Here is a 14,489-nt window from a genome sequence, read left to right on the forward strand (position 1 = left end):
TGTGTTGAACAAGGTGTCATTGTCAAAGTCGCCAAGCCATCTGAAAAGCGGGAATATATGATCTGATCCACCATAAAAACGGATGGATAGTCTGTGCAGACCTTCGACATCGATCAACTCAAGACCCTGGTCGCGGTCGTCGACGCCGGCAGCCTGACCGCTGCGGCGCCACAGGTCTTTCTTTCTCAGTCCGCCGTGAGCGAGCAGATCCGCAAGCTCGAAGAACGTGCCGGGCACGTCCTGCTGACACGCAGCAAGACAGGCGTGACGCCGACGACCGCGGGTGTACGCCTCGTCGGGCATGCGCGGCGCATTCTTGCCATGAGCGACGAGGCCTTCCGCGACCTGCACGGTGAATCGCTGCAAGGCGAGCTCCGTCTCGCGGTCACCGACTATTTCAGGCCTGGTGACTGGACGCGGCTGTTGAGCCGCCTCGGCGAGAGTTATCCGCAGGTGCGCCTGCACGTGAGCATCCTGAAGAGCGGTGCCATCGAAGCCGGCTACGCTCGCGGAGATTTCGACGTCGGTCTGTCCATGCGCATTGCGGGACAAGCGTCGCCGGACGAAGCGCGTCCGCGCACGCCAGTCCTGCGACGCGAATCATTGACCTGGATGGCGGCCGCCGGCGCCCGCATCGTGCGCACGGAGCCATTGCGGCTGCTGGTGCTGCCCGACAGTTGTTCGCTGCACCAGTACACCGTCAAGCTGCTTCGCCAACGTCGAGTGCCTTACGTCGTGGCGCATGTGGCTTCAGGCGTCGCGGGCCTTCAGTCGGCGTTGGCGGCCGGTCTGGGCGTTGCATGTCTCAACGCATCGGCATTGTGCGAGGGCGTGGCACCTCTCGCGCCGCCGCATGGACTGCCGGCACTGCCGCGCGTGGCGTTCTACCTGCTGCCCGCGCGTCGCGGCGAGACCGAGTTCGTGACGCGCGCCCGCGAATTGCTGACGTCGCATCTCGTCTGAGATGCGCGCCGGCCCGACGCCGCGTCAGAGCTGGGGCGGCTGCGGCCAGGGCCGTTGCGATTCGCGGATCAGCTCGAACGCGCGCGACACCTTGAGAACGCCCAGGTCGTCGAAGCGGTGTCCGGCGATCTGCAGGCCGATCGGCAATCCGCTCGGGGCGTAGCCACAGTTGATCGACGCGGCCGGCTGCTCCGACATGTTGTACGGCACCGTGAAGCCGATATGCTCCAACGGCCGAAGCGGGTCGTTGGTGGGCGAGGGCGCCTCGGCGGTAGCGGGCATGTTCGGCGCTGTGGGCGAGATCACGTAGTCGTACTTCGCGCAGGCCGCCACGGCCGCGACGCGGGTCGCATGAAACTGGCTGAAGGCACGGAACACGTGCTCGCCGCTGAATCCCGCCGCGCTCTCGGCCCAGGCGCGGATGTACGGCAGGATCTTGGCGCGCTGTTCGGGCTTCAATGCGTTCATGTCTACCAGTGAGCGCATGCGCCACAGGTGATCCATGCCGTCGAGCATGGCCTGCGACATGAAGGGCTGCATCGGCTCGACGATCGCGCCCGCACGCTCGAAAAGTCGTGCGGCGTGCTCGACGGCCTGATGGATTTCAGGCTCCACGGCAAGGCCGCAGCCGGCGTCCAGCAGGAGGCCGATCCGAAGGCCTCGCAGGTGATCGGCGGCAGTATCGAAGGAAGCCCAGTCGATCTCTTGCGCGGGCAGGCTCATGCTGTCGCGTGCGTCGGGCTGCGCGAGTGTCTGCATCATCAGCGCGGCGTCGGCCACGGTCCGGGTCATCGGTCCGGCGGCCCGACCCATGTAGGGCGGATCGATCGGAATCCGGCCCAGGCTCGGCTTGAGCGTGAAGATGCCGCACCAGCCGGCGGGCAGGCGCAGCGAGCCGCCGATGTCAGTGCCGATGTGCAGCGGACCGTAGCCCGCAGCCGCTGCCGCGCCGGCGCCGGCGCTCGACCCACCGGGCGTCTTTGACAGGTCCCAGGGATTGCGCGCCAGCCTGTGGAAGCTCGACAGCCCCGAAGACAACATGCCGTAGTCGGGCATCGTGGTCTTGCTGAAGATCACTGCGCCGGCTTCCTTCAAACGGGCGGCAGGTGGCGCGTCCGCGGCCGCAGGTTTCAGCTCGACCGCGGCTGTGCCTGCGGGTAGCGGATCGCCACGCGTCGCGATGTTTTCCTTGATCGTCGTCGGAACACCGTCGAGCGGCCCCAACGGCTCGCCGCGTCGCCAGCGTGCTTCGGACGCGCGCGCCTGTTCGAGCGCGGCCTCGGGTCGAAGCAACCAGGTGGCTTGCAGATGTGGCTCCCAGCGCGCGACGTGATCGAGCACGGCCTGTGTGACCTCGACAGGCGAGAGGCGCTTCTCGCGATAGGCGGCGACGAGTTCCCGCGCGCTCAGGTCGTTCAGACGATTGCTCACGACCACGACAGCGCCGACAGATCGTTGACGAAGATCGGCATGTCTTTCCAGAGGCCCTTGACGCCCTTTTTGGCGACGGTTGGCCATTGCGGCTGGAACAGGAAAGCGTTGGCCGCGTCATTGGCAAGCATGCGCTGTGCGTCGCCCAACAGCTTGTTGCGCTCGGCCGTGTTGCCCGTGGTCTTGATCTTGTCGTACAGCGCGTTGAATTCCTTCGACTGGTAGCCCCAGTAGTAGTCCGCCTTGGCGTAGTTGCCGAGGTCGAAGGGCTCGACGTGCGAAACGATGCTGAGGTCGTAGTCCTTGTTGCCGTAGGTGCCGCTCAGCCATTGGGCCCACTCGACGTTCTGGAGCTTCACGTTGATGCCGATCTTGGCCAATTGCGCGGCAATCACCTCACCGCCCTGGCGGGCATAGGGCGGCGGCGGCAATGTCATCGTGAGTTCGAGCGGCGTCTTCACGCCGGCTTCGGCCAGCAGTTGCTTGGCCTTCTCGATGTTGAAGGGGTTGACGCCCGTGGTGTCGACATAGCCCGCAGCGCCCGGCACGTAGTGGCTGCCGATGGGTACGCCGAAGCCATCGACCGCGCCTTCGATCACGGCCTTGCGGTCGATGGCCATCGAAATCGCACGGCGCACGCGGACGTCGTCGAGCGGCTTCCTCTTGTTGTTGATCGACACGATGGTCTTGGCGCGCGAGCCGCTCAGGATCACCTGGTACTGTGGGTTGGCCTTGAACTGCGGCACCACGCGCGTCGCGATGCGCGGGAACGCATCGACATCGCCGGCCAGCACCGCGGCAGCCTGCGCGGCGGGGTCCGAGATGAAGCGGAACGTCACCTTGTTGATCTTCGCTGCGCCGGGGTTGCGGAAGCCGTCCCACTTGCTCAGCGTCATCGAACTGCCCTTGTTCCAGCTGTCGAGCTTGTACGGGCCAGTGCCGATGGGCTTGGTGGCGTTGGTGTCGGCGCTCTTGGGCTCGACGATGACAGCCGTGGCCTGGCCGAGCAGGAAAGGCAGGTCGGGGTCGATCTCCTTGTTGATGATCACGACCGTGTAGTCGTCGATCACCTGGGTGCTCAGATTGGCGAAGGTCCGCTTGTCCTTGTTGGTGCTCTTCTCGCTGCCGGCGCGGTCGAAGGAGAACTTGACGGCCTGGGCATTGAACGGCTCGCCGTTCTGAAACTTGACGCCGCGGCGTAGTTTGAAGGTGTAGGTGCGCAGGTCCGGCGAGATCTCCCAGCTTTCTGCCAGGAGCGGCGTGACGTTGCCGTCGGAGTTGATCTTGGTGAGCGTCTCGAGAATGTTGTACTGGACGATCTCTGCGATCGCCGAGGCAGCACCGGCGGTCGGGTCCAGGCCTGGCGGTTCGAGCGCCATGCCCAGCACGATCGCGTCCTTGCGACCCTGTGCCAGCGCCATCTGCGGCAGCGCGAGCGACACGGTGGCGAGTGCGGCGGTGGTCAGGAGGGTTCGGCGATTCAACATGGTCAGGGCTCCAGGGAAAGGCTGTGGGATGGAAATAGAACGTTACAGCATCGCGAGCCGCGGCCCGCGCGGGCTTTTGCCTATGGCACGGCGACGGGCTCCGCGCGTGGCACTGCCGCCAGCAAAGTCTGCGTGTAGGGATGCTCCGCATGGGCGAAGAGATGCTGCGGCGCACCACGCTCGACGACGAGGCCGCGATGAAGCACGCAGACTTCGTCGCACAAGTGGTTCACCACCGCGAGGTCATGGCTGATGAGCAGGTAGCTGATGCCGTACCGCTGCTGCAGGTCCTGCATCAGGTTGAGCACCTGCGCCTGCACCGACACGTCGAGCGCGCTCACGGGCTCGTCTGCCACGATGAGCTTGGGGCGCGTGATCAGCGCCCGCGCGATGGCGATGCGCTGCCGCTGACCGCCGGAGAATTCGTGCGGGTACTTGTGCAGGTCGTTGGCGCGCAGGCCGACGGCTGCCAGCGATTCGCCCGCTCGCTCGTGCTGCTCGGCGCGACTGGTTTCGCCAAGTGCTTCCAGGGGTTCCGCGACGATGCGCGCCACGGTCTGGCGCGGGTCGAGCGAGCCGTAGGGGTCCTGGAACACCATCTGCACATTGCGCCGCGCCTTTCGCAGTTCGTCATGGGGCAATGCGTGCAGATCGCGGCCGAGCAGCTTGACGGTCCCCGAATTCGGGCGATCGAGCGCCATCACCAGCCGCGCGATGGTCGACTTGCCTGATCCCGATTCACCGACGATGCCCAGGCTCCGGCCGGAAGGGATGCTGAAACTCACGCCGTTGAGCGCCTTGACCATCGGCGGTGGCCCAAACAGGCGTTCGCGCGGTAGCGTGTAGTGCCGAACGAGGTCGGTGACTTCCAGCAGTACGCCGGATTCGACGGGAGCTGTCATGCGGCCAGTCCTTCGCTCGCGGCGACTTCGTCGAGTCGGATGCATCGCACCAGATGGTCATTCGGAAGCCGTACCGCGTCGGGGCGCGTCGTGTGGCAGGCATCCACTGTGTAGCTGCAGCGACCGGCGAAGGGACAGCCCGCCGGCAAGTCGACAAGTTCAGGCACGCTCCCCTTGATGGTCGCGAGCTTGACGCCGCGTGCCGCGTCGAGCGCCGGTCGCGCCGCAAACAGGCCCTGGGTGTAGGGATGCGCGCGCTCCGCGAAGACGGCTGCGGTGGGGCCGCTCTCGACCACACTGCCGCCGTACATCACCAGCATCTTCGACACGCTTTGCGCGATCACGCCGAGATCGTGCGAGATCAGGATGAGCGCCATGCCGCGCTCCGCCACGAGGCCTCGGAGCAGTTCGAGGATCTGCTTCTGGATCGTGACATCGAGGGCCGTCGTCGGCTCGTCGGCGATCAGCAGGTCGGGCCCGCAGGCCAGCGCCATGGCGATGCCGATGCGCTGACGCTGTCCGCCGGAGAACTGATGTGGATAGGCATCGAGGCGCGAGGCGGCGTCAGGGATGCCGACACGTTCGAGCAGCGCGAGGGCTTCCTTGCGCGCATCGGCTGCGGAAAGCCCGCGGTGCAAGCGCAAGGGCTCGCCCACCTGGCGCGCGATGGTGTGGACCGGATTCAGCGCGGTCATCGGCTCCTGGAAGATCATGCCGATGCGGTCGCCGCGGATCTTGCACATCTCGCGCTCCGGCAAGTCGACGACTTCGGTGCCGTCGAATCGGATGCTGCCCGTGACTTTCGCGGTGGACGGCAGCAGTCCCATCAGCGATTGCACGGTGATGGATTTGCCGCAGCCTGACTCGCCGACGATGCCGAGCGTTTCGCCGCGCTCCAGCGTGAAGCCGATGCCACGCACCGCCTCGGCCGGACCGCGCTGTGTCTGCAATTGGACGTGGAGATTGTTGACTTCGAGAAGAGGCATACGGATTCAGCGCGCGCGGGCCAGGCGGGGATCGAGCAGGTCGCGCAACCCGTCGCCGAGGAGGTTCAGCCCGAGCACGGCCAACGCAATGGCCAGGCCGGGAAACACCGCGAGCAGCGGCGCCTGGAACATCATCGTTTGCGCCTCGCTCAGCATGCGACCCCACGAAGGCTGTGGCGGCTGCGTGCCGAGGCCGAGGTACGAGAGCGCCGCCTCGGCCAGGATCGCGATCGCGAAGCGGATCGTGATCTGGACGATCAGCACCGCCGAGATGTTGGGCAGCACGTGCTGCATGGTGATTGCGAACGGCCCCTTGCCGCAGGCGCGGGCCGCCGCCACGTATTCACGCGACCAGATCGCGTTTGCCGACGCGCGAGTGATGCGCGCAAAGGTCGGTATGTTGTAGATGCCGATGGCGATGATTGCGTTGACGATGCCGGCCCCGAACACCGCCGTCATCATGATGGCCGAAAGGATCGCGGGGAAAGCCATGGTGAAGTCGGCGAAACGCATGATCGCTTCCTCGACCCAGCCGCGACGGGCCGCCGCAAGCAGGCCGAGCGCCGTGCCGACGGTCAGGCCGATGCCGACCGCGATCACGCCGACGAGAATCGACGCGCGCGCACCGACCAGCAACAGCGACGCCACGTCGCGCCCAAAGGTGTCGGTGCCCAGCCAGTGTGCAGCGCTGGGCCGCTGGAGCTTGCTGGCGAGGTCCATCTCATACGGCGACCAGGGCGTCCAGACCAACGAGACGGCAGCGGCCAGCAGCAGGAGCAGCGTGAGGACACCCCCGATGACGAAGCTCGGGTGGTGCAGTGCACGGCGCCAGAAGCCGGGGACCTTGAACGCTGCCGCGCTCGGCGTGGTTGCGGGAATGGCGCTCATAGCGGCCGCCGCCGGGCCGCCCCAAGGCGAGCCGCGCCTCCCCCTTGGGGGGTGCTGTGACGCGGAGCAAAGCGAAGTGAAAAGCCGGGGGGTCTCATATGTCGCTCGCCTTGATGCGGGGATCGATGACGGCATACAGAACATCGACCACGAAATTGACGATGACGACCATCGCGGCCAGCAACATCACACAGTTGCGCACCACGATCAGGTCGCGATTGCTGATCGCCTGGAAGATCAGCCGGCCGAGGCCTGGCAGATAGAACACGTTCTCGACCACGATCGTGCCGGCGAGCAATTCGGAGAACTGCATGCCCATCACCGTGATGACCGGGATCAGGGCGTTTCGCAACACGTGGCGCCAGAGTACGGCACGCTGCGACACACCCTTGGCGCGCGCGGTGCGCACGAAGTCTTCACGCATGACCTCGAGCACCGCCGAGCGCGTGATGCGCGCGAGGATCGCGGCTTGCACGACGGCGAGCGACAGCGCCGGTAGCAGCAGCGCCTTCAGGCCTGCGAAAACGCCTTCGCCCCAGCCCTCGAAGCCGCCCGCAGAGAACCACTGAAGCTGAACCGAGAAGACCAGGATCAACAGGATCGCGAACCAGAAATTGGGAATGGCGACGCCGATCTGCGTCAGCCCCATCAACCCGACATCGCCGAGCTTGTTGTGCCGTGCCGCGGCCGTCACACCGACCACCAGTGCCAGAGCGGTGGTGAAGACCATTGCGAGCAGGGCCAACGGGACTGTCAGCGCCAGACGCTCCAGGATGAGGTCCAGCACCGGCGAACTGTAGGTATAGCTGTCGCCGAGTTGACCGGTCAGCAGACCGCCGATCCAGTGCCAGTAGCGGCTCCATGCCGGCTGATCGAGTCCGAGCTTGGTGGCGAGCGCCGCCACGGCGTCGGGCGACGCGTCCGGACCCATGAGCATCTGCGCCGCATTGCCCGGCAGGATCTCGAGCACGAGAAAGACAATGATCGAGGCGCCGATCAGCGTGGCAATCAGCGTGATGAAGCGCTTGAAAAGAAACAGACTCATAGGGCGGGCCGCAGCATAACCCGAGTCACGCAACGAGCGTGCCCGTGGTGGGGACATCGGTCGCGTGCAGGGCGGTTCCGTGCCGGCCGATCGATAATCGGCGCATGGCCTTGATGATCACCGACGAATGCATCAACTGCGATGTATGCGAGCCGGAGTGCCCCAACGACGCAATTTACATGGGCGTGGAGATCTACGAGATCGATCCGCACAAGTGCACCGAATGCGTGGGCCACTTCGATGAGCCGCAGTGCGTTCAGGTGTGCCCGGTCGCGTGTATTCCGACCAACCCCGAGCATGTCGAGTCGCGTGAGACCTTGTGGCAGAAGTTCCAGCGGCTCACTGCCGCAAAGGCGGCCGTCCAGGACGGCGCGACCCATAGCGGCCCGCCCCTGGCCGCTTCCTAGCTGCTCGCCCGATTACTTGGCGCTGGCCTTCTTCGACTTCTTCGGCGGGGCTTCGGCGCCTTGCCAGCTCATGTAGGCCGGGTCCTTCTTTCCCTTTTTGGGCTTCTTCGCGGCTTCCTTGCCCGGACCAGTCGGCGTCTTCTTGGACTCCTTGGGCCTGGCGTCGATGAGGATCGGTCGTGGTTGCCTGGCTTCCAGGCGCAGACGATCGCTCTTCATTCGATCTGCGGCGGCCTGTGCTTCGCGAGTCGATGCGTCGGCTGCGCGCTTCTGGTCGGCATCGCGCGCGTCATCGAGGTCGAGCGCCTTGCCGCCCGTGCAAGGCTGGTCGGTGTAGGTGTTGCCGCAACGCCAGGCACCGCCGTTGCCCTCTGCGGCAAGCGCGGCCCACTGGAAGCAGGCCCCGGCTAAAAGCAAGGCACTGCGTGCGGCGATTTTCGAGTGTGACAGTTTCATTCTTTTTGCTCCCTTTCGCTTTCTCTCTCCGCTAGCCCGCGGCGGGTTCGCCCCCGTCGCCGGGCTCGCGCCTCGGTGGTTTGGGGCGCGGCGGCTTGCTCGTATGAATGAGCAGTGTCGCCTTGTCCATCTCGCCCGCGACGAGCGCCGGGAAGGCATGCAACGTGCGGACGATGGCGTCTTCGATGGCTTCGCGCTGTTCTTTCAGCGGCTTTTTCAGTACCCAGTTGACCACTTCGGACTTCACGCCCGGGTGGCCGATGCCCAGGCGCAGGCGCCAGTAGTCGCCGGTGCCGAGTTGTGCATGGATGTCCCGCAGGCCGTTGTGTCCGGCGTGACTGCCGCCCAGTTTGAGCTTGGCCTGTCCGGGCACCACGTCGAGTTCGTCATGTGCCACCAGGATCTCGTTGGGTTCGATCTTGAAGAAGCGAGCCAGGGCCGCGACCGACTTGCCCGAGACGTTCATGAACGTCTGCGGTTCGAGTAGCCATATCGGCCGCCCGCCCACCTGCGTGCGTGCAACAAGGCCGTGATAGGACCGTTCCGGCGACAGCGTGAGTTTCAGATCGCGCGCAAGCGCATCGATCCACCAGAATCCGGCGTTGTGGCGGGTGGCTTCGTACTCAGGGCCCGGATTGCCGAGGCCAACGAACAACTTGATCATGCGTGGATTATCTTGTCGGCGTCTTGTCGGCCGACCTCAAAAAGAAATGGCCCGCACAGGGCGGGCCATCTTGGGAGGCAAGAGCGAAGGGGAGATTACTTCTTCTTCGCGGGCGCCTTGGCATCAGCCTTGGCTGCGGCCGGAGCACCTTCTGCGGCGACAGCGCCTTCTGCGCCGGCAGCAGGCTCTTCAGCGACCAGCGGTGACACGGCGGACACAACCACCGGATTGCCCTTGCCGTGGCTCACGAACTTCAGGCCCTTCGGCAGCTTGAGGTCGTTGACGTGGATCGTTGCGTTCTTCGTCAGACCCGAGAGGTCGACTTCGATGAACTCGGGCAGGTCGGCCGGCAGGCAGCTGACTTCGAGTTCGTTCATCACGTGGTTCACGAGGTTGTGGTCGAGCTTGACGGCCGTGGACTCCTCTTCGCCCTTGAAGTGCAGCGGCACCTTGACTGTCATGCGGGTGCGTGCGTCAACGCGTTGGAAGTCGACGTGTTGCACGAGCGGACGGAACGGATGGTATTGCACGTCGCGCAGCAGCACCTTGCTGGAGTTGCCGCCGAGTTCCATTTCGAGGATCGACGAGTGGAAGGCTTCCTTCTTGAGGGCGTGCCACAGCGCGTTGTGATCGAGCTCGATCAGCTGGGGCTGGCCTTCACCACCGTAGACGATGCCGGGCGTCTTGCCCGAGATGCGGAGACGGCGGCTCGCACCCGTACCCTGCTTTGCGCGCTCATAAGCGACGAATTTCATAACTGACTCCTGTGGAAGTCGACCGCGACCAGTGCGACTCCGGTTTCAAAAAGGGCCTCCTGAAGGAAGCCCGGCTTTTTGTTCAGAACAGGTTTTCCTGATCCGAGAACAAACTCATGACCGACTCGCCCTTGGCGATGCGCTGAATCGTTTCGGCAATCAGCGGTGCCACGGAGAGCTGGCGAATCTTTGCGCAATTCGTCGCGCCGTCGGAGAGAGGGATCGTGTTGGTCACGACCACTTCGTCGAGCGCGGACCCCTGGGCGATCCGCTCGATGGCGGGACCCGAGAAGATGGGGTGCGTGCAGTAGGCGTAGACCTTCTTCGCGCCCCGCTCTTTCAATACTTCGGCTGCCTTGACCAGCGTGCCGGCGGTGTCGATCATGTCGTCCATGATCACGCAGTTGCGGCCGTCGATCTCGCCGATGACGTGCATGACTTCGCTCACGTTGGCGCGCGGACGGCGCTTGTCGATGATCGCGAGGTCGCAATTCAATTGCTTGGCCAGCGCACGGGCACGAACCACGCCGCCGACGTCGGGCGAAACCACGATCAAGTCTTCGTAGTTCTTTTGGCGCAGATCACCCAGCAGTACCGGTGACGCATAAATGTTGTCGACCGGAATGTCGAAGAAGCCCTGGATCTGGTCGGCGTGCAGGTCCATGGTCAGCACGCGGGCCACGCCTACCGTTTCGAGCAGGTTGGCAACGACTTTGGCCGAGATCGGCACACGGCTCGAACGTGGGCGACGGTCTTGGCGTGCGTAGCCGAAGTAGGGGATCACGGCACTGATGCGCTCGGCCGAAGCGCGCTTGAGCGCATCGACCATGATGAGAAGTTCCATCAGGTTTTCGTTGGTCGGCGCACAGGTCGACTGAACCACGAAAACATCGCGCGCCCGCACGTTCTGGTTGATCTCGACGGTGACTTCACCGTCTGAGAATCGACCGACCCGGGCCGCGCCCAGCGAGGTGCCGAGGTGATGCGAAATTTCGGCGGCAAGCCCAGGATTGGCGTTGCCGGTGAAAACCATGAAATCAGGGTTATGAGCCTGCATGAGCGTCCCGGCAAAGTGCATCCGGCAATGCGAAATGGCTCTTGAAGGAGCCGCCAAAAATCTCGTGAATGAAGATTTGGCAGGGGAGAAAGGATTCGAACCTTTGCATGCTGGAATCAAAATCCAGTGCCTTAACCAGCTTGGCGACTCCCCTACACGGGTCGATGACCAACGTCATCAACCGATATATGTCGCACCAGACCGCAAGCGGCCTGATTTTTTAGGCCGCCCAGCCCACGAGGGGATGAACAACCAAATTGCTGCATTTGCGAACCTGCCAGCCCTGAGGGGGCACTGCCAATTCGGCTTCATGCGGCATTGCTGCAAACACCGAACTTCCTGAACCGGTCATGCGGGCTTGCAATCCCTGCCGGCCGAGCCATTCGATGGCTGCGGTGACCGCGGGGCAAAGCCTTTGTGCGACCGGCTGCAGGTCGTTATGACCAAAGTCAAAGCGAAAACTGTTTGCCTTCGCTTCGCTGTATGCAGCAAAGCCCGAGATTATAGCAGCGGGTGTTGCGCGTTGGAGATCCGGCGCTGTAAAAATTTGACGAGTGTCCAGCCCCTCGGTTGGCTTGACAACCGCGAACCGCCCTGAAGGCAAGATGACCGGCGTAATTTGCTCGCCGATTCCCTCGACCCACGCATTGCGTCCGCGAAGGAAAAACGGAACGTCGGCGCCGAGTCCCAAGCCTATTTGTTCCAGCTGTGGCAGCGGCAGGTTCAAGCCCCACAGACGATTCAATGCCAGGAGGCATGTGGCCGCGTCCGACGAGCCGCCCCCCATCCCCGCTTGGGCCGGGACATGCTTGGCAATGCCGATGTGGGCGCCTTGCGTTGTTCGCGCGAATTCCTGCAATGCCTTTGCGGCGCGCACGATCAGATCGTCGGCTGGAAGGGCCACGGTCAGATCCTCTCGACTGATGACGCCGTCACTTCGACACTCGACATGCAACGTGTCGGACCAGTCGATCAGCATGAATACCGACTGCAACAAGTGGTACCCGTCTGCGCGCCGTCCCGTAATGTGCAGGAAGAGATTCAGCTTTGCTGGTGCAGGCAGATCGTAGATTGCCTTCATGCGCGCTCAAAGACGATGCGCAGGTCGGCTCGAGGCTGTGGCGACTCACGGGTTGCCTGCAAGCGCCCGGTGCCGACCTGCGAGAGATCCGGGCGCCAGCCGGGCACGCGCTCGTCGCGGCCCGCCAACCAGGCGAACAAGGCGCCGACAGGGATGGCCGCGCCTGTCGCGGCCTCGATCAGCGCGTCGACCGAGTCGAAACGCTGCGTTTTGCCGCCGTTTCTGAGCAACGCCTCGCCCGGCGCCCAATGAAGTTGCGCCAAGGTGTTGCCGATCGGGCTGGTCAGCGTCAGCTCACCTGCTTGAGGCACCCCGCGAAGTTCGAACAGGGCAGAGAAGGTCTGCACGGGTTGGCTGTCAACGCGCAGGGACAACCGTCCGCTCCAGGCCTCGGCGGTAATCGCGCCGATCGCGCCCTGACGACCCGGGCTTGCGCAGCCCGCGACGAGCAACGCACCGGCGCAGGTGGTCAACAGCAGCGAACGCCGATTCAAAGTTTCACGCGCAGGCGTTTGAGCGTTTCCTGCAGCGTCTCGTTGTCCGCATCCGCCAGTGATGCTTCCTTCCAGATGGAAAGCGCACGATCGCGCTGGCCTGTCGCCCACAGGACCTCGCCCAGATGGGCGCCGATCTCGGGGTCGGGGCGGCGCTTGTAGGCGTCTTCGAGGATTCGCGCGGCTTCCCCTGTATTGCCGAGCCGGAATTCAACCCACCCGAGGCTGTCCGCGATGAAAGGGTCATCAGGCGCAAGCTGGACGGCTTTCTGGATCAGCGTGCGCGCTTCTTCAAGGCGAACCTTGCGATCGGCGAATGAGTATCCGAGCGCGTTGTAGGCGTTCTGGTTATCGGGCTTGATTTCGATCAGATGACGAAGGAGGCGCTCCATCTCGTCGAGTCGATTCAGCTTCTCGGCGACCATTGCCTGGTCGTAGATGAGATCGGTGTCCGTGGGCGCTGCCGCGCTCGCCTTGGCCAGCATGTCGAAGGCCGCTTGGTACTGTCTGGCATCGCGCAGCAGTTGGACTTCGGCCAGGAACTTCTGCTTCTTCTCGTCGGGGGTGCGCTCTGGGAGGCTGCGGATCAGTTCGCGAGCCTGCGCCAATTTCCCCTGCCGCGCCAGCAATGATGCGCGGCGCACCTGTGCAGCCAGGAGATCGTCGGAGTTGTCGATGCGTGCCAGCCAACTGTCGGCGCCGGCAAAGTCCTTGCGACGTTCGGACAGTTGGGACATCAGCAGATAGGCCTGTGTCAGTCCCCGATCGCGGGCGTCGTCGTCGGGCTGCGTGGTGGCCAGCGAGATATAGCGTCTGATTGAAGCATCCGCCGCCGCATCCTGGCGCGCCTGTGCTTGAAGACTTCCGAGGAGCAGCCAGGGCTCAGGCAGTTCGGGGCGCGCCACTGTGAGGGCGGCGAGTTCGGCGGTCGCGTCGTCGTAGCGGCGGCCTTCGACCAGCACCCGCGCATAGGCAACGCGCATTTCCGGCTGGGCCTTTGGATTCGCGAGATAGCGTTTGACAATCGGCTCCGCAAGCGGCTGGGAGGGGTCGATCAAATCCAGCGCAAGCACCGCCGGCCCTTCCGACGAAGGGTCCATTTCCTGGCCCTTGACGGCGGCGTCGAGCGCTCCGGCAGTGTCTCCCGCTGAGAGGCGCAGGCGTCCAACGGCTGCCCAGGCCGCGCCTCCCGTGGCGGGATTCTTGAGGTCGTCGGCAAGAGCCTGCTCGACGACCGACGCGGCGAGCTTCTTGTCGGTGGCCCTGGCGTAGTTGCGAGCGACGACGGCCATCAACAAAGGCTTCTCGATCTGAGGGGTTGCGGCGACTTCGGCCCGAAGAGGTTCGACCGTTTCCCCGATGCGATTGAGCGCGATCAGGATCTGCAATTCCAAGCGTCGCGCGTCGCGCGACTGGGGTATGGATTCTTTCCAGGCCCGCGTGGCCGCAAGCGCAGCATCCCATGAACGCGCCTGTGCCGCGATCTCGACGGCGCGCTGAAACAGTTTGTTGTCGCGCGACTGTCGCGCGGAGTTGAGGATCTGTGTGTAGCCCCCGCCGGGGTCGCCGGATCGCACCTCAAGCTCGCCCACCAGCACTTCGTAGAAGAGCTCGGCCGTCATGGCGGAAGGCTGCGCCACCGTCTTGTCGGAATCCGTGGCGGCGGCAGCGGCGGACGGCGGGGTTGCGGCAGGCTCGACAAGGGGTGTGAGGTCGCTGGGGATTGCAGGCGCCTGCGGTTCTGTCTGGGCCTGGGCGGCAAGCGCGATCAGAGCCGAGAGCGCAGCCGCCGCAAGGCGGGATCGACGAGGCGAAAAGGTCATCGGACCATAATAATCCAGGCTCCTGAACGATGGTCGTGCGGGGGTTTCGA

Annotated in this window: 15 protein-coding genes and 1 tRNA gene; 2 read left to right on the forward strand and 14 right to left on the reverse strand. The window is 64.4% G+C overall.

The genetic code is table 11. The features are described 5' to 3' along the window. Positions 1 to 93: 93 nt before the first annotated feature. On the forward strand, positions 94 to 963 hold the full coding sequence (locus tag AC1DHL_RS24585; RefSeq protein WP_478163679.1) for a LysR family transcriptional regulator: 870 nt from the start codon (positions 94 to 96) through the stop codon (positions 961 to 963). Between the two features lie 24 nt (positions 964 to 987). Here AC1DHL_RS24585 and AC1DHL_RS24590 read toward each other — a convergent pair whose 3' ends face one another. From AC1DHL_RS24590 to AC1DHL_RS24615, 6 genes are all read right to left on the reverse strand, one after another. After that, complete coding sequence (locus tag AC1DHL_RS24590; RefSeq protein ID WP_478163680.1) at positions 988 to 2,394, reverse strand: amidase; 1,407 nt, start codon at positions 2,392 to 2,394, stop codon at positions 988 to 990. After that, positions 2,391 to 3,881, reverse strand: a complete 1,491-nt coding sequence (locus AC1DHL_RS24595) for an ABC transporter substrate-binding protein (RefSeq protein WP_478163681.1) — start codon at positions 3,879 to 3,881, stop codon at positions 2,391 to 2,393. Before AC1DHL_RS24595 ends, AC1DHL_RS24590 begins: the two co-directional genes overlap by 4 nt. A gap of 80 nt (positions 3,882 to 3,961) precedes the next feature. After that, positions 3,962 to 4,783 (reverse strand): ATP-binding cassette domain-containing protein, encoded by an 822-nt coding sequence (locus AC1DHL_RS24600; RefSeq protein WP_478097956.1) that lies wholly within the window; start codon positions 4,781 to 4,783, stop codon positions 3,962 to 3,964. Beyond that, positions 4,780 to 5,769 carry an ABC transporter ATP-binding protein gene (locus tag AC1DHL_RS24605; RefSeq protein ID WP_478163682.1) on the reverse strand — a complete coding sequence of 330 codons (990 nt, stop codon included), beginning with the start codon at positions 5,767 to 5,769 and terminating at the stop codon, positions 4,780 to 4,782. Before AC1DHL_RS24605 ends, AC1DHL_RS24600 begins: the two co-directional genes overlap by 4 nt. Positions 5,770 to 5,775: 6 nt before the next feature. Next, entirely contained in the window at positions 5,776 to 6,657 is an 882-nt protein-coding gene (locus tag AC1DHL_RS24610; RefSeq protein WP_478163683.1) for an ABC transporter permease, read from the reverse strand. A 94-nt stretch (positions 6,658 to 6,751) separates the two neighbouring features. Next, entirely contained in the window at positions 6,752 to 7,702 is a 951-nt protein-coding gene (locus AC1DHL_RS24615) for an ABC transporter permease (protein ID WP_478097962.1), read from the reverse strand. A 104-nt stretch (positions 7,703 to 7,806) separates the two neighbouring features. Here AC1DHL_RS24615 and AC1DHL_RS24620 point away from each other — a divergent pair, with 104 nt between their 5' ends. Continuing rightward, positions 7,807 to 8,109: a YfhL family 4Fe-4S dicluster ferredoxin gene (locus AC1DHL_RS24620; RefSeq protein WP_478163684.1), complete on the forward strand. Its 303-nt coding sequence runs from the start codon at positions 7,807 to 7,809 to the stop codon at positions 8,107 to 8,109. 12 nt (positions 8,110 to 8,121) lie between these two features. On the opposite strand, the gene AC1DHL_RS24625 is transcribed toward AC1DHL_RS24620, so the two are convergent. From AC1DHL_RS24625 to AC1DHL_RS24660, 8 genes are all read right to left on the reverse strand, one after another. Continuing rightward, positions 8,122 to 8,565, reverse strand: a complete 444-nt coding sequence (locus AC1DHL_RS24625) for a hypothetical protein (RefSeq protein WP_478097966.1) — start codon at positions 8,563 to 8,565, stop codon at positions 8,122 to 8,124. A 31-nt stretch (positions 8,566 to 8,596) separates the two neighbouring features. Then, positions 8,597 to 9,229 (reverse strand): aminoacyl-tRNA hydrolase, encoded by a 633-nt coding sequence (gene pth / locus AC1DHL_RS24630; RefSeq protein ID WP_478097968.1) that lies wholly within the window; start codon positions 9,227 to 9,229, stop codon positions 8,597 to 8,599. Between the two features lie 95 nt (positions 9,230 to 9,324). After that, positions 9,325 to 9,984: a 50S ribosomal protein L25/general stress protein Ctc gene (locus AC1DHL_RS24635; protein WP_478163685.1), complete on the reverse strand. Its 660-nt coding sequence runs from the start codon at positions 9,982 to 9,984 to the stop codon at positions 9,325 to 9,327. Positions 9,985 to 10,066: 82 nt separating this feature from the next. Next, complete coding sequence (locus AC1DHL_RS24640) at positions 10,067 to 11,041, reverse strand: ribose-phosphate pyrophosphokinase (RefSeq protein ID WP_478097972.1); 975 nt, start codon at positions 11,039 to 11,041, stop codon at positions 10,067 to 10,069. A 77-nt stretch (positions 11,042 to 11,118) separates the two neighbouring features. Next, positions 11,119 to 11,195: transfer RNA gene (locus tag AC1DHL_RS24645), tRNA-Gln, on the reverse strand. Positions 11,196 to 11,261: 66 nt separating this feature from the next. Continuing rightward, the gene (gene ispE, locus AC1DHL_RS24650; protein WP_478097974.1) at positions 11,262 to 12,122 is read right to left on the reverse strand and encodes a 4-(cytidine 5'-diphospho)-2-C-methyl-D-erythritol kinase; all 861 of its coding nucleotides are present in this window, start codon (positions 12,120 to 12,122) and stop codon (positions 11,262 to 11,264) included. Beyond that, the gene (locus AC1DHL_RS24655; RefSeq protein ID WP_478163686.1) at positions 12,119 to 12,595 is read right to left on the reverse strand and encodes a lipoprotein insertase outer membrane protein LolB; all 477 of its coding nucleotides are present in this window, start codon (positions 12,593 to 12,595) and stop codon (positions 12,119 to 12,121) included. The genes ispE and AC1DHL_RS24655 overlap by 4 nt, the downstream gene beginning before the upstream one ends. A 17-nt stretch (positions 12,596 to 12,612) precedes the next feature. Then, entirely contained in the window at positions 12,613 to 14,439 is a 1,827-nt protein-coding gene (locus AC1DHL_RS24660; RefSeq protein WP_478163687.1) for a tetratricopeptide repeat protein, read from the reverse strand. Positions 14,440 to 14,489: the final 50 nt, after the last annotated feature.

The organism is Variovorax sp. 10L426 (genome assembly GCF_056395305.1).